The sequence below is a fragment of the Streptomyces sp. NPDC003247 genome (assembly GCF_042888135.1).
In the GTDB taxonomy this organism is placed as follows: domain Bacteria; phylum Actinomycetota; class Actinomycetes; order Streptomycetales; family Streptomycetaceae; genus Streptomyces.
The window spans coordinates 75,132-97,226 of sequence record NZ_JBIAPF010000006.1 but is presented as its reverse complement, the minus strand read 5'-3'; the positions used below and the strand labels follow the sequence as shown (position 1 = coordinate 97,226).

The following is a 22,095-nucleotide window of genomic DNA, read 5'->3' as shown; positions in this document are numbered from 1 at the left end:
AACCGGCCAGGTTCGTCGTTCTCCGAGGAGATCGCCCCCGCCGTGCGCCACGCCGCGCCTACCATCTTGGAGGGCTGCGGCGGGCGACGGCGGGGCGCACCGGGATGCGTCAGAGCGCGGTCATGACGTGCTTGATCCGGGTGTAGTCCTCGAAGCCGTAGGCGGAGAGGTCCTTGCCGTAGCCGGACTTCTTGTAGCCGCCGTGCGGCATCTCCGAGACCAGCGTCATGTGGGTGTTGATCCACACGCACCCGAAGTCCAGGGCCCGCGACATCCGCATGGCGCGGGCGTGGTCGCGGGTCCAGACGGAGGAGGCCAGCGCGTACTCCACGCCGTTGGCGCAGGCGAGGGCCTCCTCCTCGTCGGTGAAGGACTGCACGGTGACGACGGGGCCGAACACCTCGTTCTGGACGATCTCGTCGTCCTGGCGCACCCCGGTCACCACGGTCGGGGCGTAGAAGTAGCCGCGCCCGCCCACCCGGCGGCCGCCGGTCGCGACGGTGGCGTGCTCGGGCAGCCGCTCGACGAACCCGGCCACCCGGGCCAGCTGGTCCGCGTTGTTCAGCGGACCGAAGAACATGTCCTCGTCGTCCGTGCCGCCCCCGGTGCGCAGGGCCTCGGCGGCCTTGGTCAGCTCGGTGACGAACGCGTCGTGCACCGAGGCGTGCACCAGCACCCGGGTCGCGGCGGTGCAGTCCTGGCCGGCGTTGAAGTAGCCTCCCGCGGCGATGCCCTCGGCGGCCGCGGTGAGGTCGGCGTCCGCGAAGACCAGCGCCGGCGCCTTGCCGCCCAGCTCCAGGTGGACCCGCTTGACGTCCCGGGCCGCCGAGGCGGCGACCTCCATGCCGGCCCGCACCGAGCCGGTGATCGCGGCCATGGCGGGCACCGGGTGCTCCACCATCAGACGGCCGGTGTCCCGGTCGCCGCACACCACGTTGAACACCCCGGCCGGCAGGTCCAGCTCGCGCAGCACCTCGCCGACGATCCCGGCCAGCAGCACGGTGGAGGCGGGGGTGGTGTCGGACGGCTTCAGCACCACGGTGTTGCCGGCCGCGATCGCCGGGGCGAACTTCCACACCGCCATCATCAGCGGGTAGTTCCACGGCGCCACCTGCGCGCACACCCCGACCGGCTCCCGCCGGACGATCGAGGTCATGCCCTCGGTGTACTCGCCGGCCGAGCGGCCCTCCAGCATCCGGGCCGCGCCCGCGAAGAACCGGATGGTGTCGACGGCCGGGGCGATCTCCTCGGTGAGGGTCAGCGCGCGCGGTTTGCCGGTGTCGCGGCACTCGGCGTCGGCGAGGTCGCCGGCCCGGGCCTCCACCGCGTCGGCGATCCGCAGCAGCAGCCGCTGCCGGGTCGCGGGGGTGGCGTCCCGCCAGACGGGGAAGGCGCGTGCCGCCGCGGCCATCGCCGCGTCCACGTCCGCCGCGCCGGACAGCGACGCCCGGGCGTACACCTCGCCGGTGACCGGGTCGACCACGTCGAGACGGCGGCCGTCGGCCGCGTCCACGTACGCGCCGTCGATGTGGTTGCGCAGCGCAAGAAGCTCGCTCATGACCTGTTTCCTCTTTCGTCCGCCGCCGGCGGGTGACACGGCCGGTGCGGGGTGTTCCTTCGCCCCGGCCCTGGGGGTGCGGGGGCCGGGGTGGTGGGGGTGTTCCTTGCTCGCGGTGCGCCGGGGCCTTAGGGCCTGTCGTTCGGATCACGCCGCAGACGCGGGGTCCGGCACGCGCATCTGCGGCGTTGTCGTCGGTTGCCGATGCTCCGCATCGACGCCCTCCTCCGCCTTGCAGCTGCACGCACCAGACCCCGCTCACCGGCGCTCACAGGGCGCTGTCAGGTCCCTGCGACCTGATCCGAACGACAGGCCCTGGGCGCCGGATGGCGTCAGGCCGCCGCGGCGGGCGACAGATGCTCGTGGACGGCCAGCCAGTGGCCCTGCCCGGCGCGGCGGAAGACGATCGTCTCGCGCTCGGAGAGGGACTCGGTGCCGGCCGTGGTGCTCACCGTGGTCGCCACGTCGTGGCTGAAGACGGCGGTGTCGCCGAAGCACTGGACGACCTGGCCGGAGGAGACGCAGTCCACGATCCGGAAACCGTCCTCGGCGACCCACCGCTCCCACAGCGCGCGGTAGTCGGCCGTGGAGGCGATCCGCTCCGGGGTGGTGTGGAAGACGAAGGTGGCGTCCGGGTCGAAGGCGGCGAAGTAGTCGTCCAGCCGGCCCTCGGCGAAGGCGGCCACCAGTTCGTCGGCGGCGCGCAGGACCTCTTCGGTCATGGGGGGCTCCTTTGCCCGGTGTCGTACACGTGTGAGGACCCCGGCGGCGGGGCGGCGGGCGCTCCCGCCGCCGGGGAATCGGGTCAGACCGATGCCCGTGCGGCGACCGGGCCCGACGGGTCGCCGCCGGTGATCGGCGGGACGGGGGTGTCGGAGCTGCGCACCAGGCGCGGCCCGTCCGGCCCGTAGACGGCCCGGGGCTCCGGGAACAGCAGCAGCAGCGCCAGGTAGAGCACGGCGGCCAGCACCAGGCCGACCGGCAGGGAGACGTCGACGCCGCCGGCCACGTCGCCGAGCGGGCCGACGAACTGGCCCGGCAGGTTGACGAAGAGCAGGGCGAGGGTCGCCGAGGCGAACCAGGTGCCCATGCCGCGCCAGTTCCAGCCGTGGGCGAACCAGTAGCGGCCGCCGCGCTGGCGCCGGTTGAACACCTGGAGGGAGTCGGCGTCGTACCAGCCGCGACGGGTCAGCCAGCCCAGCATCATGATCACCATCCAGGGCGCGGTGCAGGTGATGATCAGCGTGGCGAAGGTGGAGATCGACTGCGTCAGGTTCATCGCGAACCGGCCGAGGAAGATGAACGCGATCGACAGCACACCGATGAACACGGTCGCCTGCACCCGGCTGAACCGGGTGAACACGCTGGAGAAGTCCAGACCGGTGCCGTACAGGGCGGTGGTGCCGGTGGCCATGCCGCCGATCAGCGCCAGCAGGCAGACCGGCAGGAAGTACCAGGTGGGGGCGGTGGCGAGCAGGCCGCCGACGTAGTTGGGCGCCGCCGGGTCCATGTAGGCGGCCGCCTTGGTGGCGATGATCGACGCGGTGACCAGGCCGAACAGGAACGGCAGCAGCGTCGCGATCTGCGAGGCGAACGCCGCGCCGACCACCCGCACCCGCGGCGTCTCGGCCGGGATGTAGCGTGCCCAGTCGCCCAGGAAGGCGCCGAAGGACACCGGGTTGGACAGCACGATCAGCGCCGAGCCGATGAACGAGGGCCAGAACCCCGGCGTCGACACCGACGGGAAAGCGCCCTGGTAACCGAAGTCGAAGTCGCCGGCGAAGGCGATGAACCCCAGCACGAACAGCGCCGAGGCCGCGATCACCGCGATCTTGTTCACGAACAGCATGAACCGGAAGCCGTACACGCACACGACCAGCACCAGCACCGCGAAGACGCCGTAGGCCAGGGCGAAGGTGACGTCGTTCTGCGGCAGGTGGACCAGCCGGTGGGCGCCGCCCACCAGCGCGTCGCCCGAGGACCACACCGAGATCGAGAAGAACGCGACCGCGGTCAGCAGCGACAGGAACGAGCCGACGATACGGCCGTGCACGCCGAGGTGAGCGGAGGAGGACACCGCGTTGTTGACGCCGTTGCGCGGGCCGAACACGGCCAGCGGCGCCAGGATCAGCGAGCCGACCACCAGGCCCAGCACGGTCGCCACCAGGGCCTGCCGGAACGACAGTCCGAACAGGATCGGGAAGGCGCCCAGGACACAGGTGGCGAAGGTGTTGGCGCCGCCGAACGCCAGCCGGAACAGGTCCAGGGGCCTGGCCGTGCGGTCGGCGTCGGGGATGCGCTCGATGCCGAACTGCTCGACCTCGTTCAGCGCGGGGGCCTTGCCGCTCATCCGGAGGCCTCCAGCGCCAGCAGGCTGACCAGGTCGTAGGCCACGTGCGAGGCGGCCACCGCGGTGATCTCGGCGTGGTCGTAGGCCGGGGCGACCTCCACCACGTCGGCGCCGACCAGGTTGCAGCCGGCCAGGCCCCGCAGGATCTCCAGCAGCTCGCGGGAGGTCATGCCGCCCGCCTCGGGGGTGCCGGTGCCGGGCGCGTGCGCCGGGTCCAGGCAGTCGATGTCGATGGAGACGTACAGCGGGCGGTCGCCGATGCGCTGGCGGAGCTGGTCGGCGACCTCGTCGGCGCCGCGCCGGTAGACGTCGGCGGAGGTGACGATGCCGAAGCCCAGCTTCTCGTCCTCGGTCAGGTCCTGCTTGCCGTACAGCGGGCCGCGGGTGCCGACGTGGGAGAGCGCGGAGGTGTCGAGGATGCCCTCCTCGACCGCCCGGCGGAACGGGGTGCCGTGCGTGTACTCGGCCCCGAAGTAGGTGTCCCAGGTGTCCAGGTGCGCGTCGAAGTGGAGCACCGCGACCGGGCCGTGCCGCTCGGCGACGGCGCGCAGCAGCGGCAGCGCGACGGTGTGGTCGCCGCCGAGGGTGACCAGCCGGGTGCCGTCGGCCTGGAGGGAGGAGGCCGCCTCCTGGATGGTCTCGATCGCCTCGTCGATGTTGAACGGGTTGCAGGCGATGTCGCCGGCGTCCGCGACCTGCTGGGTGGCGAACGGCGACACGTCCAGCGCAGGGTTGTAAGGGCGCAGCAGACGGCTGGCCTCACGGACGGCGGTGGCGCCGAAGCGGGCGCCCGGCCGGTAGGAGACTCCGGCGTCGAAGGGGATCCCGACGACGGCCACGTCGGCCCGCTCGACCTCGTCCAGGCGCGGCAGCCGGGCGAAGGTCGCCGGTCCCGCGAAACGCGGCACCCGGGAGGAGTCGACGGGTCCGCGGGGAGTGAGGGGCCCACGGGGGTCGGTCATGGCCTGCTGCCTTCCTGCTCGCTGCGCTCGACTGCGCCGGGACCTGATCCGGCGGAGCGCGCCGGGTCACCGGCAGGGCCGAGTCTGGGCGCGGCCCCCCTCGGGAGACAATCGTGACAGGCACAAAGAGCTGAGGTGAACTTGTGGAAGGCGACAAACGACGTCCGGAAGGCGACAAGAAGCGCGGGGTGAGCGTCCGGGAAGTGCTGTCCTACCCGGCGCTCCAGCTGCGGCTGCTGGCCGGCGGCGCGGGCCTGGACCGGTCCGTGTCCTGGGCCCACGCGAGCGAACTGGAGGACCCCACCCCCTGGCTGCTCGGCGCCGAAATGATCATGACTACGGGACTCGCCCTGCCCCGGTCGGCCGCCGCGCAGCGCGCCTATCTGGAACGGCTGGACGACGCCGGGGTGTCGGCGCTCGCGGTCTCCGTGCAGCTGCACATGCCGCCGCTGCGGCGCGCCTTCTTCGACACCGCCGAGGAGCGCGGCATGCCGGTCCTGGAGGTGCCGCTCGCCGTGCCGTTCATCGTGGTCGCGCAGGAGGTCGCGGCCGCGGTGCAGGAGGACGCCCGGCACCGGCTGGGCGCCCAGCTCCAGGTGTTCGGCGCGCTGCGCTGGCTCGCCGCCGAGCAACTGGACACCGCGACGCTCTTCCGCCGCCTGGAGAACCTCTCCGGGTACGACATCCGGTTGTGCAGCCCGCAGGGCCGGCCCTTGCTACCGGGCGTGCCGGTGCCCGCCCCGGCCCTGGTCCCCGCCTCGCCGGACGCCCCGCCCACCATCCCGGGCGGTTTCGTGCTGCCGGTGCCCTCGCCGGTCGGCGCGGCCGGTTTCCTGATCGCCCTGGAGCGCGACGGCGCCCGCCCGGCCGGCCTCGCCGTGGTCCAGCACATCGCCACGGTGGCCGCGCTCCAGCTCGCGGTGATCCGCACCGAACGCGAGACCCTGCGCCGCGAGGGCACCGAGATCCTCGCCGAGATGCTCCAGGGCACCCTGGACCAGGAGGCCGCCGCCCGCCGGCTGGTCCGGCACTCCCTGACGGGCACCGTCGAGCTCACCGTGGTCCGGAGCGTCACCGAACAGGACCTGCTGCGCGCCCTGGACGACGAGCCCTTCCTGCTGCTCAACCGCGGCGAGGACCGGTATCTGCTCGGCGCGCCCGGCGTGGCCGAGACGGTCGCCGGCCTGCCCGGCGTGGCCGCCGGCACCAGCCGGCCGCTGCCCTGCGGGGCGTCACTGCGGATCGCGCGGCGCGAGGCCCTCTGGGCGGCCTCGCACGCCGCCGCCTCGGGCCGGCCCCTGGTCCGCTACGGCAGCGACCCGGTCGGCCGCTGGCTCCCCGACGACCCGGCCGCGCTGGACGCCCTGGTCGAGCAGACGATCGGCGCGGCCCTGCGCTACGACGCCGAGCACGACGCCCGGCTGGTGCAGTCGGTGCGCACCTGGATGGAGCGCGACCGGCGCACCGACGAGGCGGCCGCCGCCCTGCACATCCACCCCAACACCCTCACCTACCGGCTGCGCCGCTTCAGCGCCCTGACCGGCCGCGACCTGCTCTCGACCGGGGCGTTCACCGAGGTGTGGATGGCACTGCGCTCGGCCTGGGAGCTGGGGCTGCTGGACTGAACACCTGTGGATCGGGCGGCTGGGTCGGACGCTTGTGGTTGGGACCCCGGACACCTGCGGTTCGGACCGCTGGACCGGACGCCTCCCGCTCGGCCGCGGGCGTATCTGCCCGCCCCGTCCGTACCGGCGGCCGCACGGCGGCGGAGGGTGCCGCGAGAGGTGCCGGCCGGTGCCCGCCCGCCCCCGTCGGCGGGCCACCGCGGTCAGCCGGGCGGCGCCCGCAGGGAACCGCAGCGTCGTCCGTCTCGGCGGCCTGCCGTCCGGCCCATCGCTGCCGTCGCCGCCTTTGCCGCCGTCGCCCTCAGACGGTCCCGCGGTCCGCCAGGCCGGGCAGCGCGGGGAGTCGGCGTCGGTCCGGGCTTCAGCAGGTGGACGCCGACACCCTCCACCTCGGCCGCCCGGCACACCGCTTCGGGCACCAGCACCACATGAGGGTGCCGAGGCCCAGCCCGTCCAGCGGCTCGGCCAGGCAGGTGCAGGTCCAGCCTTGCGCGGCCTCTTACTCATCCAGGCGGGCGTCATACGCGGCGCGGGCGGCGTCGATGTGTGTCAGGTGCATGGTGCTCCACTCCAGCAGGGGCGCGGTGGCTTGGCGAAGGGTTTTGCCCATCGGAGTGAGTTCATAGCTGACGTGCGGCGGCATGACGTTGCGGACAGTCCGCGTGAGGATTCCGTCGCGTTCCAGGCTGCGCAGGGTGACGGTGAGCATGCGCTGGCTGATTCCGTCGACGGCTCGCTTGAGTTCGGTGAAGCGGCGCGGTCCCTGGCTGAGGTTGCGTACAACCAGCAGTGACCATTTGTCACCGACGATGTCAAGCACTTCGCGGGTCCGGCACGGGTCCTCCTGCCGTGCCAGCCGCGACTCGCCGCCGACTGCGTTCATGGTTACCTCCAGGGAACCGGGGCACCGAAATGTGCCTTATTGCCCGTGGTGCGGCAGGTGCACCACGATGACTTCGGTTCTCAAAGAGTACCGAAGCACGAAACGGAACCATGAGGTTTCCGCGCCCCCCTTCCCCGAACAGGAAGACCGTTTCCCTCATGTCAACATTCCTGCTGGTACACGGCGCTTGGCACAGTGGCCGGTGCTGGGAGCGGGTGGTCCCGCTGCTGGAGTCGGCCGGACACCGCGTGTACACGCCTTCGCTGACCGGCTACGGAGACAGGACGCACTTGCTCAGTCCCGAGGTGGGGCTCGACACGCACGTCGAGGACGTCGTCAAGCTCATCCACGAGGAGGACCTGACCGAGGTGGCGCTCGTGGGTCACAGCTACGCGGGACTGGTCATCTCGTCCGTGGCCAACGACGTCCCCGAACGCATCGCGCACATGGTGTACTTGGATGCGATGGTCCCGGAGCACGGCGAGGCGGCCATCGACGTCCAGCCCATGACTCAGAATCTGATCGACCAGGCCGAGGTGTCCGACAGTGGCTGGCGCATCCCACCACTGCCCGAAATGCCTCTGCCCTTCGGTCTGTTCGGGGTCACCGACCCGGCGGACGTCGCGTGGCTGCGTGCGATGCTCACTGACCAGCCGGTGCGCTGCCTGCAGCAACCGGTCCGGCTGGACAACCCGGCCGTGGACGTGATTCCACGCACGCACATCCACTGCACCGTGAAGCCGGAAGGCATCACGCGGCGACCGGTCCCCGCCCTACAGCCCAATGGTTCTCCGGCACGGGTGTGGGAACTGCCGACCGGGCACGACTGCATGATCACCATGCCGACAGAGCTGAGCGAACTGCTGCTGCAGCTCGACCTTTAGCAGCGTCCGGCCGTCGAACAGCAGGCACGACCGGGGATCTGCCGGAACCGACGTTTGTCGTACTCGGACACCGGCCGGACGGAGAGCGGGCCGGGTCCGGTGTCCGTCCGGCGGTCGACGTCCTGATATGAGGGCGAGTTCGGGCCAGGTGGGGCACGGACATGACCCGGTGGTGTCTGCCGCGGGCGGGGCGCGGACGTCGGGGACGTCGGATCACGGACCGGAGATCACGGCGGAGATGTTCCTGAAGGCCTCCAACACCGTGGGCGGAGACAGCAGCGCGGCCGGCACCGCGGCGGCGGACTACGCGACCCAGCGCAGCTGGCGCACCTCGCAGACCGCGCAGGTATCGACCGCCGTGTCGCCTTGATCGCGGCGCAGGCCGGGACACCCGACGGGACGGGCGTCTTCGGCTTCGAGCATGAGGATCCGCGGATTGCCGGGTCCGTGGAGGTCGCCCTGAGGTGGAGCGACACCTTCACAGGCGGCATCCAGAGCTTCGCGAACAGCGTGCCCACCCCCAGCGGTGGGTCGCACATGGCGGGCTTCCGAGAGGGAGTGGCGGCAGCGGTCAACACCTTCGCACGGGAGAGACAGCTGCTGACGGAGAAGGACACCGATCTCATGGTTGGCGGAGGACCCTCAGATGGCCTCAGCTGTCGTCAGCCGGGTCGGGACCGATACGTGGCCGGCTGAGGCCTGAGCCCAGGTGGTGGCTCGGTCTCGGGGAGTTCAGGTCCAGCGAGCGCCGGCGAGTGGTCAGCCACCGTGGAGACCCCACTCGTCGAGGCCGCCGCTTCGAGGCGTTGAGATGCCGCAAGGTCAACGGCCTCGTCTCGGTAGAGGGAGATCCCGGCCCACGGAACGGCAGATGCTGTTCATGGCCTCCTTCGGGGAGGGCGGTGTGACGTTCCACAGGCGCACCGTGCCGTCGACGCTGCCCGCGGCGAGCGTCGACCGGTCAGGACCGAACGCCAGACTGTTCACGGTCGATCCGGTGTGATCGTCCAGCTCGCCCTGCGGCCGGTCGGGGGTGTCGACGCAGCCCGGTCGCCAGCAGGGCGTCGGTCACGGTCCGATGCGGCCTTGCTCTCCGACCCCGGCGTCACGTCCCGGCGGCGATGTCCGGGTATCACCCGTCCGAGTTAAATGCCTGGACTGGTGACTGCTGGTGAAGGGAAGCTTGCGAGTCCCGACCTCCGGGAGTGTGATGGGGCAGAGAGACGTACTGGGGACGACGCCGGGCAGGGGCGCGGTCGTGCTCGCCCTGCGCCGCTACGGCCGGGAACTGTTCCGACTACGACGGCTGGCCCTGCCCGCGCTGCTGCTGCCGGCCGTGGGCAACACCGGCATCCGTTATGTCGCGCCTCTGCTGGTCGCCAAGCTGGCGGGACAGGCCGCCGACGGCGGCGGGCTCACCCTTGCCTCGGCGCTGCCGTACGTGCTGGGCTTCGGTGTGGTGCTGCTGCTCGCCGAGACCGTGTGGCGGATCGGGCAGCACTGCCTGAACCGTGTGGACGCCCTCGGTATGGAGCACCTGTACGTCATCGGCATGGACGAACTCTTCGCCCGGGACGCGGCGTTCTTCCACGACAACTTCGCCGGTTCCCTGACCAAACGGGTGCTGAGCTTCGGCAGGCGCTTCGAGGATTTCGTCGACACGGTGACGTACCGGATCGTGGGCAGCCTCGTGCCCCTGGTGTTCGGTGCCGTGGTGCTGTGGCGCTACGAACCGCTGCTCGTCGTCGGCCTGCTCCTGATGATCACGCTGACCGTGGTGGCCACGACACCCCTGATCCGGCGCCGTCAGGCGCTCGTCAACGACCGTGAGGCGGCGATCGCCCGGGTCTCCGGCCACGTCGCCGACAGCCTCACGAACATGGAGACCATCCGGGCGTTCGCGGCCGAGCCGCGGGAGGCCGACGAGCACCGCCGCCGTGTCGCGGACTCCCGGCGCCTGACGCTGAGGTCGTGGGACTACGGCAACCTGCGCGTCGACACCGTGGTCGCCCCCATGTCCGTGCTGACCAACGTGCTGGGCCTGCTGATCGCCGTCGCCTTCGGCGGCCCGGGCCTGGGGGTGGAGGGAATCGTGGTCGCCTTCACCTACTACTCCAACGCCACCCAGATCATGTTCGAGTTCAATCAGATCTACCGGCGCCTGGAAAGCTCCATGACCGAGGCCGCGCAGTTCACGGAGCTGCTGCTGGAGCCGGCCACCGTGCTCGACGCGGCCCGGCCCGAACCGCTCGCGCCGCGGGACACCGGTGTCCGCTTCGAGGCGGTCACTTTCGCCCACGCCGGTACGAAGCCGATCTTCCAGGGCCTCGACCTGGACGTGCCCGGCGGCGCACGGTTCGGTCTGATCGGAAGGTCGGGCGGCGGCAAGACCACGCTCACCCGGCTTCTGCTGCGGATGGCGGACATCGACGGCGGACGCATCCTGATCGGCGGCCAGGACATCAGCGGGCTGCGCCAGGCCGACCTGCGCTCACTGATCGCCTACGTCCCGCAGGAGCCCGCCATGTTCCACCGCAGCCTGCGGGACAACATCGCCTTCGCCCGGCCCGGCGCCACTGACGAGGAGATCCACGCCGCGGCCGAGGCCGCGCACGTCACCGAGTTCGCCGACCAGCTCCCCGAAGGCTTCGCCACTCTGGTGGGGGAGCGGGGAGTGAAACTGTCGGGAGGCCAGCGCCAACGGGTCGCCCTCGCCCGGGCGCTGCTGCGTGACGCGCCGATCCTGCTGCTGGACGAGGCGACCAGCGCGCTGGACTCGGAGAGCGAGCTCCTCGTCCAGGACGCCCTGTGGCGGCTGATGGAGGGACGCACGGCTCTCGTGGTCGCCCACCGGCTGAGCACCGTGGCCGGCATGGACCGTCTCGTCGTCCTCGACCGGGGAAGCATCGTCGAGCAGGGCACCCACGCGGAGCTGCTCGCCGCGGACGGCGCCTACGCCCGGCTGTGGCAGCACCAGTCGGGCGGCTTCCTCGGCGGGACCGCCGAACCGGCCCCCGGCAACGGCATCCCGGGAGCCGGCCCGACCGGACTGCCCGAACCGGCGTCGCCCGGTCAGAGCCGGCCCGCTGCCACGGGCACGTGACCACACGTCACACTTCTCCGGTCTCCAGCAGACGGACGGCGACCGGCGGCCCTGGTCAACCGCCGAGAAAATGAGGTACTCGGCGGCGGGGGATCGCTGATGGGTCCACTCGTCTTCAGCCCCGATGGCCGTGCGAGCGCCACGCCGTGTCGGCCGGGGCGGGTGGCGTGTACGCGGAGCCGGCGCCGGCCGCCGCACGCATGCCGACATGTCGCTGTGCTCCTCACTGGTCCGCAAATGGCGCTGACCTTCGACAGGGCGAGCGTCGAAGGCGTCCTGTCCGCCTCCGTCTCCCACCACGCCGTCGACTCCATCAGCTCCGCGGAGTACACGGAACTCGGCCACGTCACCAACACCGTCCGGCCGGTCGTCAACAACGGCGTCCTCGTCACACTGACCGGCGGTTCGGCATGGACGGTGACCGGCACGTCGTATCTGAGCGTCCTGTCGCTCGACGCGGACTCCACGGTGACGGCCCCGGCCGGGAGCACGGTGGCGATGACGGTGGACGACGAGCCGACCGCCCTCACCCCGGGCCGGACCTACACCGGCGCGATCACGCTGACCCTGCGGTAACCACCACACCCCCCCCCCGCGCATCTGCGGCACAGCGCCTTTCACCTTTCCACGCTCATGAAAGAGCTTCGCTCATCCCCAGACAAAGGACGGCCCTCCCGGCATGAACGATCGGACGAAGCGCAGGCACAGCCGCATCACGGTGCTCGCCACCGTCGGGGCCCTGGCCTGCAGCGCGAGCGTTGCGGCGTCGACCTCGGCCTCGGCGACCGGATCTCGCGCGGCGAGGCCCGCCCACTGCTCGTGCGACGTCGTCTTCACCAAGTCGGACACCCCCGCCCAGGTCGGCGACAACCCCCGGCACGTGGTGACCGGCGACCTCGACGGAGACGGGAACACCGATGTCGTCGCGGCCGACAACGACGCCGACTCCCTGTCCGTACTGCTCGGCAACGGCGACGGCACCTTCGGCACGCCCACCGCGTACGCGGTGGGCGACAAGCCGTACCAGTCCGTCATCGCGGACTTCGACGACGACGGCAACCCGGACATCGCCACCGCCGACTTCGACGGCGGCACCGTCAGTGTCCTGCTCGGGACCGGCGGCGGTGCCTTCGGGACAGCCACCCGGTACACCGTCGGCGCGGGCGCGCGCTCGCTGGCCGCCGATGACCTCGACGCCGACGGCGACCTGGATCTGGCGGTGGCCGAGGAGGCGGGCGGCGGCGTCAGCCTGCTCATGGGCGACGGTACCGGCTCGTTCGCCGTCGAGATCGAGGCGGTGACCGTGGCCAGGCCGCACGGCTTGGTCCTCGCCGACTTCGACGACGACGGCGACCTGGACATCGCCACCGCCGGCGGTGTCAGCGTGGCGCTCGGCAACGGTGATGGCACCTTCGGCGGTGTCACCGAGTACACCAGCGTCGCCCGTCTGTACTCCATCACCCAGGGTGACTTCGACGGCGACGGCCGAACCGATCTGGCGACCGTCAGCAACGGCTCCCACACCTTGGAGGTCTACGCGGGCCAGGGCGACGGCACGTTCGCCTCCGCCGTCGACTACACCACGTCCGCTCTCCCGATGCCATGCCCCGCTCGCCCTGTGGGTGCTGCCCACCAGCGCGCCGGCCATCACCCAGGTCCGCCACCCGCAGGCCGTAGGCCGTGGCCAGGGTGCGGAAAGCCGCCGATGGGCGTGCCCGGCCGCTCACCGGACCGCTGGTCCGACGGCGCCGGCGCCGGTGCTCGTGCCCCGGCTACCGGCCCGGTCGCTCGGAGGCGGTCTTGTGGGCGGCCTTCATGGTCTCGTCGAACTCGTCCGTGCCGAGGGCGCGGTGGGGCAGCGGGGTGGGCCGGTCCCGGTCGCGGCGAAGGCCGTCCATGAGGACGGTGAGGTAGCGCTTCCACAGGTCGGGGGCGACGGTCCGGCTGTGCTCGGTGACGGCTCCGAGCATGATCTGGAACAGCGGGAAGTCGGTGGGTTCGATGTCGTCACGGAGCATGCCGGCCTGCTGGGCCCGCTTGATGACGGCGCCGACGACGGGGGTGAGGCGTTCCCGGGTGGCGGTTCCCCGGGAGTTTCCGTGCGCACCTTCCAGCAGGATTTCCCTCAGTCCGCGGTTGTCGGCGAACTGCTGAGCGGTGGTCACGAGGCACTGGACGAATCCGTCCCAGGGGTCTTCGTGGGCGAGGGCCTGTTCCGCCAGTGCGGTGATGCGCTGTAGCTCGCTCTCGAAGACGGCCTCGATGAGTTCCTCGCGGTTGGCGAAGCGGCGGTAGGCGGTGCCGACTCCGACGCCGGCGTGCCGGGCGATGTCGTCGACGGTGACGTCGAGCCCGCGTTCGGCGAAGACCGCCTGAGCGGCGGCGATGATGCGCAGCCGGTTGCGTTCGGCGTCGGCCCGCAGCGGGCGCGCCGGGGTCTCTCGCGGCGGGGCGGGATCGGTTCTGCGGCTCATGGCGACCATGCTACCGAACATCCGGAGATGGTGTCTCCGCTTGCGTGCTACGGTGGAGCCGGCAACTGGAGACGAGTTCTCCACTTACTGCTCGTGCGACCCGGAGAGATCTGTGAGCACCGTTACCGACGAAGCAAGCCCACCGCCCGCCGGGCAGGCCCACGACCGGCATCACGGCCGGCGCTGGCTGATCCTCGCGGTCATCGCGCCGGCGCAGCTGATGGTGGTCCTGGACGCCACGATCGTGAACATCGCGCTGCCGTCGGCCCAGGCGGACCTGGGCTTCTCCAACGACAGCCGGCAGTGGATCATCACCGCCTACTCCCTGGCCTTCGGCGGCCTGCTGCTGATCGGCGGACGCATCGCCGATCTCGTCGGCCGCAAGCTGACCCTCACTATCGGACTGGCTGGCTTCGCCGGCGCCTCCGCACTGGCCGGCGCCGCGGGCGACTTCGAGATCCTGGTGACCGGGCGGGCCCTGCAAGGCGTCTTCGGCGCGCTGCTGGCCCCGACGGCGCTGGCGCTGCTGAACACCACGTTCACCAACGCCAAGGAACGGGCGACCACGTTCGGCATCTACGGCGCGGTCGCCGGCGCGGGCGGCGGCGTCGGCCTGCTGCTGGGCGGCCTGCTCACCGAGCACCTCGACTGGCGCTGGTGCCTGTACGTGAACCTCCTCTTCGCCGCCGTCTCGCTGATCGGCGCACTGGTGCTGCTGCCGCGCCACCGCCGGGACAAGGCCGTGAAGATCGACGTGCCCGGCACCGTCGTGGTGACGGCCGGCCTGTTCGCGCTGGTCTACGGGTTCGCCCACGCCGAGACCGACGGCTGGGGCTCCGTGGGCACCTGGGGCTTCCTGGCCGCCGGAGGAGTGCTGATCGCGGTGTTCGCCCGGTTGCAGACCCGCGTCGCGCATCCGCTGCTGCCCCTGCGGATCCTGCTGGACCGCGACCGCGGCGCCTCCTCCGTCGCGATCTTCATCTCGGCGGCGGGCATGTTCGGCGTCACCCTGTTCCTGACCTACTACCTCCAGCAGACGCTGCACTACTCGCCGGTCAAGACCGGCCTGGCGTTCCTGCCGATGATCGCCGCCGTCATGGTCATGTCCGCCCTGTCCACCACCGTGCTCACCCCGCGCCTGGGGCCCAAGCCGATCGTGCCGGTGGGCATGGCCCTGTCCGCCGCAGGACTCGCCTGGCTCACCCAGCTCGACGCCCACTCCACCTACGCCGCCCACATCCTGCCGCCGCTGCTCGTCTTCGCCCTCGGCCTGGGCCTGATCATGGCCCCGTCCATGAGCACCGCCACCGCGGGCATCGACGCCGCCGACGCCGGAGTCGGCTCCGCGAGCGTCAACACCATGCAGCAGGTCGGCGGCTCCATCGGCACCGCGCTGCTCAGCTCACTGGCCGCCAGCGCCGCCACCGACTACCTCGCCGGCCGGCAGCCCACCCCCGAGGCCATCGGCCGGTCCGCGCTGGAGAGCTACTCCACCGCCTACTGGTGGTCGGCCGCGTTCTTCGCCGCCGGAATGATCATCTGCGGTCTGCTCTTCCGCCGCGGAAAGCCCGCCCACGACCCGGACGCCACCCCCGCCGTCCACATGTGACCCCGCGCACGATCCGGACGCCACCCCCGCCGTCCACATGTGACCCCGCACGTTCCCTCCCCGCACACCCCCCCCACACCGAAGGAGACAAGGACCCCTATGAGCAAGCCACGCGCCCTGATCGTGGGCATGGGGATCGCCGGACTGGCCTCGGCCATGCGCCTGCACGAGATCGGCTGGGAGCCGGTGCTCGTCGAACGTGCCCCCGACCGCCGCTCCGCCGGCTACTTCATCGGGCTGTTCGAAACCGGCCGCGCCACCGCACGGCGCATGGGCGTCCTCGACGCCATCGGCGACCGCACCGACCCCGCCAGCGTGACCTACGACGTCGACCGGGCGGGCCGCCGCCGCCCCGCCATGGGCTACGGCGACCTGCCCGGAGGACCCCGGCTCATCCTCCGAGGAGACATCGAGGCCGCCCTGTACGACACGGTCGCGCCGCGCACCGAGATCCGCTACGGCACCACCCCCACCGCCCTCGCCGAGCACCCCGACGGCGTGGACGTCACCCTGCGCACCACCACGGATGCGGACACCACCGGGACCACGGAACGCTTCGACCTCGTCGTGGGAGCCGACGGACTGCGCTCGACCGTCCGCAGCCTGGCCTTCGGCCCCCACACGCAGTACCTGCGGCCCCTCCACCACATCATCGGCGCCGCGATCCTCGAAGAAGCCCCGCCCGGCTTCGCACCCAACGACGGCCTCGTCCTGGCCGAACCGGGCCGCTCCGTATGGATCTTCCCCTTCGCCGACCACCAGCCGGGCGTGCTGTTCAGCTACCGCACCGACGACGAGGACGCCGAGTTCCGCCGCCCGCCCATCGAGTCGCTGCGCCGCGCCTACGGCCCCGAACCCACCGGCCCGGTCCTGGAGCATCTCCTCACCCAGTTCGAGCACGCCGACGACTCCCTCTTCGACTCCACCCACCAGGTCGAGATGCCCACCTGGCACACGGACCGCGTCGTCCTCGTCGGCGACTCCGCCTGGTGCCTGACCCTCTACTCGGGCATGGGCGCCTCCACCGGCCTGGCCGGCGCCGACCTGCTCGGCACCAGCCTGCAACGCAATCCCGGCCATCCCGCCCGAGCCCTGCGCGAATGGGAACAGCGTCTGCGGCCCTTCATCACCACCCAGCAGGAACTCGGCCGTACGGAGGGCCTGATGATGTTCGTGCCCCAGACCCGCCGGGACATCGCCCTGCGCGCCCTGGTCCAGAAGGTGACCGGCAACCCGGTCGGCAAACGCGCGATGAACGCCCTGATCGCAGGCAAGTTCAAGTCCAAGTCCCACGACATCGCCGCCCCCTGAGCACCCCGGCATCCGTCGGCCGGCCCGCCGTCGGGCCGGCCGGATGCAGAAGGTCGCCGGCCTCACCCGTCCGCACCGGCAAGGCCGGTGGCATCGCGAGACGGCTTCCACGCCTACGACGGCTGCATCCCGATCGTGGCGACCACGCTGGGGCTGGTGCGCGAACCCGTCCCGGCCGGGCCCGCGTTCTGGTGCTCCGGCGCGACCACCGCGAGCCCCTGCTGTCCGCGGTCGGCACCCCCGGCCGGGACGCCCCCCTCGCGCCCCGCCGCCAAGCCGAACGCGAGCGCCGGGAGCGGGAGCGCCTCCGCCAGGAGGCGGAAGCCGAGCAGGCCGCGCGGAAGGTCGGTGACTGGCTCGGACGCCGGCGCATTCAGGACCTGTCTCCCTGACCCGTGCACAATTGGTTCGCGCGGTTCGACTGCTCGGTGGCAGGGTGCGGTCATGGATCACGCGGAGGCGTTGCTCATCGGAGGTCGTGCCGGCGTAGGCAAGACGACGGTGGGGTGGGAGGTCTCGGCGCTTCTGCGTGCTGAGATGGTTGCTCACTGTGTGATCGAAGGTGACTTCATGGGGCAGGTCCATCCCGCTCCGAAGGGAGACCCTCGCCGCAGGAAGATCGCCGAGCGTAATCTGACGGCGCTCTGGTCGAACTACGCCGAACTCGGGTACCGCCGCTTGATCTACACGCACACGGTGAGCGTTCTGGCCGAGAACGAGGGCATGTTCCGGCGCGCCATGGGAGCGGATGTCAGAATCGTACGGGTGGTGCTCACCGCATCCGATGCCACCGCTCGTGAGCGGCTGACCGGCCGGGAACGGGGCTCGGAACTGGAGCACGAGGTGCAGAGCAGTGCCCGCAAGGCGCGGATTCTGGATGAGCAGATGCCCTTGGACGCGGTGCGCGTGGCGACCGACAGGCGTTCCGTGGTCGACATAGCGCGCGAAGTGGTGGGCGCCACCAGCTGGCTGCCGAGCGTCTCCGGGTAGATTCCTCGCCGCTCAGCGTCGGTGCCGGATGAGGATGGCGGAGAGGTGGAGTGCGCGCCGAAGCGACACGCACAGCTCCTACGGGTCAGGCGACCTCCTGGAGCACCGACCACGTCCCGTCCGACCTCGTCCTGGGCATCGGCCGCCACGAGGAAGCACTCTGCATGCTCGATCGAGAACGTGCACCACGGAGACACACCCGACCGACCTCATTGACCCCGGAAACCCCCTTGGCCCCTGGCGCACAGCATCAGCCGACACTCCACGGCGGGGCTCTCCGCTTCGCCCAGCCGGACCGGAGGCGGGACCACGGCGACGGGACCGCGTCATTCGCCCGGCCACGGCAGGTCGTGGGACGCGTTCACGTCACCCCGGACTTCTGGGCGGAATTGCGCTGAATACAACGTGGGAGGGTTGGGCCAGGCAGCAGCGGACCAGGTGCCTGGACCATTGAGTCGGTCGGCCCTCCCCTGTTCGTTTCCGCGCGCCGTTCCTCTACGCTCTAGGAGGTCATCAACCACCGCATGACATCTGCCCGGCGACGGAGTCGGCGTGGGGTGCGCGTCCCCGCTCCACGTCACCACTGGACGGCTTTCAGGCGCAGCCACGGGTCGGCACATCCGGACGCCGACGACCCCGTGTGGCGCGTCCCGCCGGGCGGCGAAAGGGATGCGTCGTGCCTTCGGCTTCGGCGAACTACCGCACCCTGCTGCGCACTTCGGGTGCGGCGGCCTTCTTTCTTCCCGCCGCTGTCGGGCGTCTGGGCATCGCCATGACAGGGATCGGCATCGTCTGGCTGGTGCACGCGCGCACCGGGTCGTATGCCGCCGCGGGCCTCGTCACCGGCGGATTCGCTGTCGCGGACGCCGTCGCCGGGCCCCAGATCGGACGCCTGGTCGACCGGTTCGGGCAGACGCGGGTGCTTCCCTGCGCGCTGGGTGCACATGCCGGGGCCGTGGCACTGCTGCTCATCGGCACCGTTCCGGACCTCGTCGCCGGAGTACTCGTCGGGGCAACGCTGCCCCAGCTCGGTGCCCTGTCCGCCGCTCGCTGGTCCGCCCTGCTGTCCGGCGAACGGGCTGCCGCGCTGCCCACCGCCTTCGCCCTGGAGGCCCTCGCCAACGGCGTGTCCTACCTGGCCGGCCCGGCCCTGGTGAGCGTCCTCGGTGCGGCAGGCCGTCCGGGCGCCGGGGTACTGCTCGCCGCCGCGCTCGTCGTCGGCGGCGGCCTCGCCCTCGCCCTCCAGCGCCGCACCACGCCGCCCCTCACCGGCCGCGCCGAACGCCGGCACGCCGGACGCGCCCTGCTGCGCTCCGCATTCCTGCGGCAGGTCGCGCTCGGCCTCACGCTCGGGGTGTTCTTCGGCGCGATGCAGGTGTCCGTCACCGCATACGCCGTCGGACGCGGCACGCCGGACGCGGCAGCACCGCTCTACTCCGCCTCCAACTGCACCAATCTTGTGGGTGGCTGGTCCTACGGAGCATGGCGCCACGGCGGCTCACTCCGGCGCCACCAGGCCACAGCCGCCGCCTGCCTCACCCTCGCGAGCCTCCCGCTGACCCTCCTCGACGCGCCCCTCGCGGTCGGCGCCACCCTCGCTCTGACCGGACTCGCCGTGCCGGTCCTCCTGATCCTCACCTCCGTCCTCACAGAGTCGGCGGTTCCGCGCGCCGTCCTCACCCAGGCGTTCACCTGGGGCAACTCCGCCAGCGCGGCAGGCATGGCGGGCGCCGCGGCGGTCGCGGGGCGGGTGGTGGACGCGGGCGGTGCCCACGGCGGCTTCGGCGTGGCGGCGGGAGCCGCGGCGGTGATGACAGTCCTGGCGCTCAGCGGACTGCGGGACTCATCACCGGGCGTACCGAAGCCGTCCGCACCCACGGAAACCACGGCAACGAACCCGCCGGCCACACAGCAGGATGCGCCCACGAACCACAAGGCACCCTGAACTCCATACCCCGCAACGGGCGCCCCGCCTCCGCCGTACATGAAGCACCTGCCGAGCGAACCGTCTGACAACTTCATGGCCGCCACCGGCCTGTCCCTCGGCACACCGAGGGCAACGTCATCGGTTCGGCCGGTAGTAGGCGTCGATGGGGGCGCGCGCCTCCTCGAACAGGGCCGGGCCGTCCTGGACCACCGTCGGCCAGTCGCCCGACTGCGGGTTGAGTTCCACGAGTTGTGCGGTGGAGAGCGCGTAGACGACCCGGCCGATGCCGGAGCGGACGATGCCGCCGGCGCACATGGTGCAGGGCTGGCAACTGGTGTACAGGGTGGTGCGGGCGGCCGCGGCCGGGTCGAGTTCGCGAGCCGCCCAGCGGGCGAGCTTCAACTCCGGGTGGGCGACGATGTCGTTGTCGCGCCGTACCGTGTTGTGGGCTTCGGCCAGGATCGCGCCGTCCGGGTCGGCCAGCAGGGAGCCGTACGGTGCGTCCCCTGCGGCGACCGCGCGGGCCGCGATGCCGATGGCGCGCCGCAGGAGGGCTTCGTCGGCAAGGGTGATCACGATGGGGTCCTCCAGTGTGTGGCCACGGCGGCGAGCGCCTGCCAGGCCGCGCGCGGCCGACGGGTCTCCTCCGGATCTCCGTGGTAGGGGTCGAGTACGACGGTGTCCGCGCCGAGCAGACGGAGCTGGTCGAGATCGTCGAGGATCTGCTCGAGGGTGCCGACACCGGCGGGCCGCTCGCGGTCGTCGACCGGTGTGCCGGTCATCCGCAGGGCGATCCAGGGCGCGAACGCCGGCAGCGAATGGTTCGCCAGGACCGAGCGCATCAGGGGGAGGGGGAGCCGCAGCGGGTGCCAGGCGTCGCCGAACCTGACCGTGCGTCGGATCGCCGCCTCGCTGTGGCCGCCGACCCAGACGGGGATCGAGGCGGCGCCCTCCCCGGTCTCCGTGCGCCAGGCGTCTCGCAGGGCACCCAGGTACTCGTCGGCCAGTCGGCCGCGCGCGGCGAACGGTACGCCGAGCGCCTCGAACTCCTGACGCGCCCAGCCGACACCTACCCCGAGGACGAACCGGCCGCTGCTGAGTCGGCTGAGGCCGGCAGCCATCCGAGCCACCAGCAGCGGGTGCCGGTAGGGCAGGACGAGCACCGTCGTGCCCAGCCGCAGCCTCGTGGTGAGGCCGGCCAGCCAGGACAGGGTGGTGAACGGTTCGTAGAACGGTTCCGGGTACCGCTCGGCCACGTCCGGGGTGACGGCCACGTGGTCCGACACCATGAGGAGGTCGAAGCCGAGCCCCTCGACGATCCGCGCCCATTCGCGCAGCACGCCGGGATCGGTTCCCGGCCCGAAGTTCGGTACGTTGACGCCAAGTCGCATGAGGCGAAGCTATCCCGGCGATCACGAGATGTGGAACCGAATCTTCCCGGCGATGGCGGCACTCCTCCGTGGTTCTGCCGGTAGAGTCGCGAGATGGCCGTGAATCTTGACGACATCGACTGGGCGATCATCGAGCAGCTCCAACGGGAGGCTCGCATCTCCCTCAGCGAGTTGGGACGGCGCGTGAACCTCAGCCCGTCGGCCACCACGGAACGGGTCCGGAACCTGGAGTCCCTGGGCGTCATCACCGGCTACCACGCCGTGGTCGACCTGGCCAAGGTCGGTTATCCCGTGCTCGCCGTCGTCCGGCTGAAGTACCCCGGCAACCGCCACCAGCCGCTGCGTCGGCTGCTCGCCGAGCGGCGGGAGATCCTGGAGTGCCTGCGCACCACCGGCGACGACTGCTACACCCTGAAGGTGGCCGCCTCCTCCATGGAGCATCTGGAGACGCTCGTGGACGAGCTGGCCGGCTTCGGCAGCACGACCACGAGCGTCGTCTACAGCCAGACGCTGCCCTACCGCGCACCCGACCGGCCCTGACCGACGGCCTGGTACGTGGCACCGGGCACGGACGCGCCGTGATGCAATGGCTACTGATCACCAGTCATAGAGGGGGAGAGATGACGGCAGACGCGGAGCGGTTCCGTCAGGATGGGCACCGGATCGAGAAGTGGTCGATCGGGTGGATGCTGTTGTCACTGGCGATGTGGGCGTGGTTCGGCTACCGGTTCCTGCTGGACGACAACCGGGGATTTTACGCACGCGCCGAAGACAGCCGCGCCCTGGTGGGCATACTCGCGCTGGCGATCATCCCGACGATCCTCACGGCGGCGACCCTCGTGTACGCCCGGGTCCTGTTCCGCCTGGCTCGCCGGACCGGGGCGGAGGCCGGGTGAGGGATCCCGGGGGCGACATAGGTTCCACCGGGGCGGCGAACACACGCGCTCGACCCCGGCCAGGCCTGGGCCGACGGCCGGGCCGTGGACCGGGATGCCTTCGACGAGCTCGTCGACGAAAAGTGCTGAACG

General features: G+C 71.5%; 22 protein-coding genes and 1 pseudogene. 14 read left to right on the top strand and 9 right to left on the bottom strand.

Annotated elements, in window-relative coordinates; translation table 11 throughout:
* Positions 1–109: 109 nt before the first annotated feature.
* From ACFYWQ_RS21400 to speB, 4 genes are all read right to left on the bottom strand, one after another.
* Positions 110–1,558, bottom strand: a complete 1,449-nt coding sequence (locus ACFYWQ_RS21400) for a gamma-aminobutyraldehyde dehydrogenase (protein WP_389518436.1) — start codon at positions 1,556–1,558, stop codon at positions 110–112.
* A 332-nt stretch (positions 1,559–1,890) separates the two neighbouring features.
* Positions 1,891–2,280 carry a YybH family protein gene (locus ACFYWQ_RS21395; protein WP_389518435.1) on the bottom strand — a complete coding sequence of 130 codons (390 nt, stop codon included), beginning with the start codon at positions 2,278–2,280 and terminating at the stop codon, positions 1,891–1,893.
* Between the two features lie 83 nt (positions 2,281–2,363).
* Complete coding sequence (locus ACFYWQ_RS21390) at positions 2,364–3,908, bottom strand: purine-cytosine permease family protein (protein WP_389518434.1); 1,545 nt, start codon at positions 3,906–3,908, stop codon at positions 2,364–2,366.
* Positions 3,905–4,870 (bottom strand): agmatinase, encoded by a 966-nt coding sequence (speB, locus tag ACFYWQ_RS21385; protein ID WP_389518433.1) that lies wholly within the window; start codon positions 4,868–4,870, stop codon positions 3,905–3,907. Before speB ends, ACFYWQ_RS21390 begins: the two co-directional genes overlap by 4 nt.
* A 188-nt stretch (positions 4,871–5,058) precedes the next feature.
* On the opposite strand from speB, the gene ACFYWQ_RS21380 reads away from it, so the two are divergent.
* Entirely contained in the window at positions 5,059–6,495 is a 1,437-nt protein-coding gene (locus tag ACFYWQ_RS21380) for a PucR family transcriptional regulator (RefSeq protein ID WP_389518432.1), read from the top strand.
* A gap of 499 nt (positions 6,496–6,994) precedes the next feature.
* On the opposite strand, the gene ACFYWQ_RS21375 is transcribed toward ACFYWQ_RS21380, so the two are convergent.
* Positions 6,995–7,378, bottom strand: coding sequence for a winged helix-turn-helix transcriptional regulator (locus tag ACFYWQ_RS21375; RefSeq protein ID WP_389518431.1), 384 nt, complete (start codon positions 7,376–7,378; stop codon positions 6,995–6,997).
* A gap of 158 nt (positions 7,379–7,536) precedes the next feature.
* Here ACFYWQ_RS21375 and ACFYWQ_RS21370 point away from each other — a divergent pair, with 158 nt between their 5' ends.
* From ACFYWQ_RS21370 to ACFYWQ_RS21360, 3 genes are all read left to right on the top strand, one after another.
* Positions 7,537–8,262 carry an alpha/beta fold hydrolase gene (locus tag ACFYWQ_RS21370; protein WP_389518430.1) on the top strand — a complete coding sequence of 242 codons (726 nt, stop codon included), beginning with the start codon at positions 7,537–7,539 and terminating at the stop codon, positions 8,260–8,262.
* Between the two features lie 169 nt (positions 8,263–8,431).
* The gene (locus tag ACFYWQ_RS21365) at positions 8,432–8,632 is read left to right on the top strand and encodes a hypothetical protein (RefSeq protein WP_389518429.1); all 201 of its coding nucleotides are present in this window, start codon (positions 8,432–8,434) and stop codon (positions 8,630–8,632) included.
* Complete coding sequence (locus tag ACFYWQ_RS21360; RefSeq protein ID WP_389518428.1) at positions 8,629–8,958, top strand: hypothetical protein; 330 nt, start codon at positions 8,629–8,631, stop codon at positions 8,956–8,958. The genes ACFYWQ_RS21365 and ACFYWQ_RS21360 overlap by 4 nt, the downstream gene beginning before the upstream one ends.
* Before the next feature lie 126 nt (positions 8,959–9,084).
* On the opposite strand, the gene ACFYWQ_RS21355 is transcribed toward ACFYWQ_RS21360, so the two are convergent.
* Positions 9,085–9,249, bottom strand: coding sequence for a hypothetical protein (locus ACFYWQ_RS21355; RefSeq protein ID WP_389518427.1), 165 nt, complete (start codon positions 9,247–9,249; stop codon positions 9,085–9,087).
* A 223-nt stretch (positions 9,250–9,472) separates the two neighbouring features.
* On the opposite strand from ACFYWQ_RS21355, the gene ACFYWQ_RS21350 reads away from it, so the two are divergent.
* The 3 genes and pseudogenes from ACFYWQ_RS21350 to ACFYWQ_RS21340 form a co-directional block, all read left to right on the top strand.
* Positions 9,473–11,365, top strand: a complete 1,893-nt coding sequence (locus ACFYWQ_RS21350) for an ABC transporter ATP-binding protein (protein WP_389518426.1) — start codon at positions 9,473–9,475, stop codon at positions 11,363–11,365.
* A gap of 237 nt (positions 11,366–11,602) precedes the next feature.
* The gene (locus ACFYWQ_RS21345; protein WP_389518425.1) at positions 11,603–11,941 is read left to right on the top strand and encodes a hypothetical protein; all 339 of its coding nucleotides are present in this window, start codon (positions 11,603–11,605) and stop codon (positions 11,939–11,941) included.
* 103 nt (positions 11,942–12,044) lie between these two features.
* Positions 12,045–12,941, top strand: a pseudogene (locus ACFYWQ_RS21340) (FG-GAP repeat domain-containing protein); the annotation flags it as partial.
* A 196-nt stretch (positions 12,942–13,137) separates the two neighbouring features.
* On the opposite strand, the gene ACFYWQ_RS21335 reads toward ACFYWQ_RS21340, so the two are convergent.
* Positions 13,138–13,839, bottom strand: a complete 702-nt coding sequence (locus ACFYWQ_RS21335) for a TetR/AcrR family transcriptional regulator (RefSeq protein ID WP_389518424.1) — start codon at positions 13,837–13,839, stop codon at positions 13,138–13,140.
* 112 nt (positions 13,840–13,951) lie between these two features.
* On the opposite strand from ACFYWQ_RS21335, the gene ACFYWQ_RS21330 reads away from it, so the two are divergent.
* From ACFYWQ_RS21330 to ACFYWQ_RS21310, 5 genes are all read left to right on the top strand, one after another.
* Positions 13,952–15,448 (top strand): DHA2 family efflux MFS transporter permease subunit, encoded by a 1,497-nt coding sequence (locus ACFYWQ_RS21330; RefSeq protein WP_389518423.1) that lies wholly within the window; start codon positions 13,952–13,954, stop codon positions 15,446–15,448.
* 99 nt (positions 15,449–15,547) lie between these two features.
* The gene (locus tag ACFYWQ_RS21325) at positions 15,548–16,759 is read left to right on the top strand and encodes an FAD-dependent monooxygenase (RefSeq protein WP_389518422.1); all 1,212 of its coding nucleotides are present in this window, start codon (positions 15,548–15,550) and stop codon (positions 16,757–16,759) included.
* A 191-nt stretch (positions 16,760–16,950) separates the two neighbouring features.
* Entirely contained in the window at positions 16,951–17,151 is a 201-nt protein-coding gene (locus tag ACFYWQ_RS21320; RefSeq protein ID WP_389518421.1) for a hypothetical protein, read from the top strand.
* Positions 17,152–17,203: 52 nt separating this feature from the next.
* The gene (locus ACFYWQ_RS21315) at positions 17,204–17,749 is read left to right on the top strand and encodes an AAA family ATPase (RefSeq protein WP_389518420.1); all 546 of its coding nucleotides are present in this window, start codon (positions 17,204–17,206) and stop codon (positions 17,747–17,749) included.
* A gap of 676 nt (positions 17,750–18,425) precedes the next feature.
* Positions 18,426–19,694: an MFS transporter gene (locus ACFYWQ_RS21310; protein WP_389518419.1), complete on the top strand. Its 1,269-nt coding sequence runs from the start codon at positions 18,426–18,428 to the stop codon at positions 19,692–19,694.
* Positions 19,695–19,811: 117 nt separating this feature from the next.
* Here the strand turns inward: ACFYWQ_RS21310 and ACFYWQ_RS21305 are convergent, their stop codons facing one another.
* Complete coding sequence (locus ACFYWQ_RS21305) at positions 19,812–20,252, bottom strand: nucleoside deaminase (protein ID WP_389518418.1); 441 nt, start codon at positions 20,250–20,252, stop codon at positions 19,812–19,814.
* Positions 20,249–21,067 carry an LLM class flavin-dependent oxidoreductase gene (locus ACFYWQ_RS21300; protein ID WP_389518417.1) on the bottom strand — a complete coding sequence of 273 codons (819 nt, stop codon included), beginning with the start codon at positions 21,065–21,067 and terminating at the stop codon, positions 20,249–20,251. The genes ACFYWQ_RS21305 and ACFYWQ_RS21300 overlap by 4 nt, the downstream gene beginning before the upstream one ends.
* A gap of 93 nt (positions 21,068–21,160) precedes the next feature.
* Between ACFYWQ_RS21300 and ACFYWQ_RS21295 the strand changes: the two genes are divergently transcribed.
* Together ACFYWQ_RS21295 and ACFYWQ_RS21290 are read left to right on the top strand one after the other, a co-directional pair.
* Positions 21,161–21,607 carry an Lrp/AsnC family transcriptional regulator gene (locus ACFYWQ_RS21295; protein WP_389518416.1) on the top strand — a complete coding sequence of 149 codons (447 nt, stop codon included), beginning with the start codon at positions 21,161–21,163 and terminating at the stop codon, positions 21,605–21,607.
* Positions 21,608–21,687: 80 nt separating this feature from the next.
* Positions 21,688–21,963: a hypothetical protein gene (locus ACFYWQ_RS21290; protein WP_389518415.1), complete on the top strand. Its 276-nt coding sequence runs from the start codon at positions 21,688–21,690 to the stop codon at positions 21,961–21,963.
* Positions 21,964–22,095: the final 132 nt, after the last annotated feature.

What these genes read in the sequence shown, in the direction of transcription:
- ACFYWQ_RS21375 (WP_389518431.1), bottom strand. Translation starts at nt 7,378, where the DNA reads ATGAACGCAGTCGGCGGCGAGTCGCGGCTGGCACGGCAGGAGGACCCG.
- ACFYWQ_RS21400 (WP_389518436.1), bottom strand. Translation starts at nt 1,558, where the DNA reads ATGAGCGAGCTTCTTGCGCTGCGCAACCACATCGACGGCGCGTACGTG.
- ACFYWQ_RS21390 (WP_389518434.1), bottom strand. Translation starts at nt 3,908, where the DNA reads ATGAGCGGCAAGGCCCCCGCGCTGAACGAGGTCGAGCAGTTCGGCATC.
- ACFYWQ_RS21395 (WP_389518435.1), bottom strand. Translation starts at nt 2,280, where the DNA reads ATGACCGAAGAGGTCCTGCGCGCCGCCGACGAACTGGTGGCCGCCTTC.
- ACFYWQ_RS21315 (WP_389518420.1), top strand. Translation starts at nt 17,204, where the DNA reads ATGGATCACGCGGAGGCGTTGCTCATCGGAGGTCGTGCCGGCGTAGGC.
- ACFYWQ_RS21370 (WP_389518430.1), top strand. Translation starts at nt 7,537, where the DNA reads ATGTCAACATTCCTGCTGGTACACGGCGCTTGGCACAGTGGCCGGTGC.
- ACFYWQ_RS21345 (WP_389518425.1), top strand. Translation starts at nt 11,603, where the DNA reads ATGGCGCTGACCTTCGACAGGGCGAGCGTCGAAGGCGTCCTGTCCGCC.
- ACFYWQ_RS21290 (WP_389518415.1), top strand. Translation starts at nt 21,688, where the DNA reads ATGACGGCAGACGCGGAGCGGTTCCGTCAGGATGGGCACCGGATCGAG.
- ACFYWQ_RS21335 (WP_389518424.1), bottom strand. Translation starts at nt 13,839, where the DNA reads ATGAGCCGCAGAACCGATCCCGCCCCGCCGCGAGAGACCCCGGCGCGC.
- speB (WP_389518433.1), bottom strand. Translation starts at nt 4,870, where the DNA reads ATGACCGACCCCCGTGGGCCCCTCACTCCCCGCGGACCCGTCGACTCC.
- ACFYWQ_RS21295 (WP_389518416.1), top strand. Translation starts at nt 21,161, where the DNA reads ATGGCCGTGAATCTTGACGACATCGACTGGGCGATCATCGAGCAGCTC.
- ACFYWQ_RS21300 (WP_389518417.1), bottom strand. Translation starts at nt 21,067, where the DNA reads ATGCGACTTGGCGTCAACGTACCGAACTTCGGGCCGGGAACCGATCCC.
- ACFYWQ_RS21325 (WP_389518422.1), top strand. Translation starts at nt 15,548, where the DNA reads ATGAGCAAGCCACGCGCCCTGATCGTGGGCATGGGGATCGCCGGACTG.
- ACFYWQ_RS21350 (WP_389518426.1), top strand. Translation starts at nt 9,473, where the DNA reads ATGGGGCAGAGAGACGTACTGGGGACGACGCCGGGCAGGGGCGCGGTC.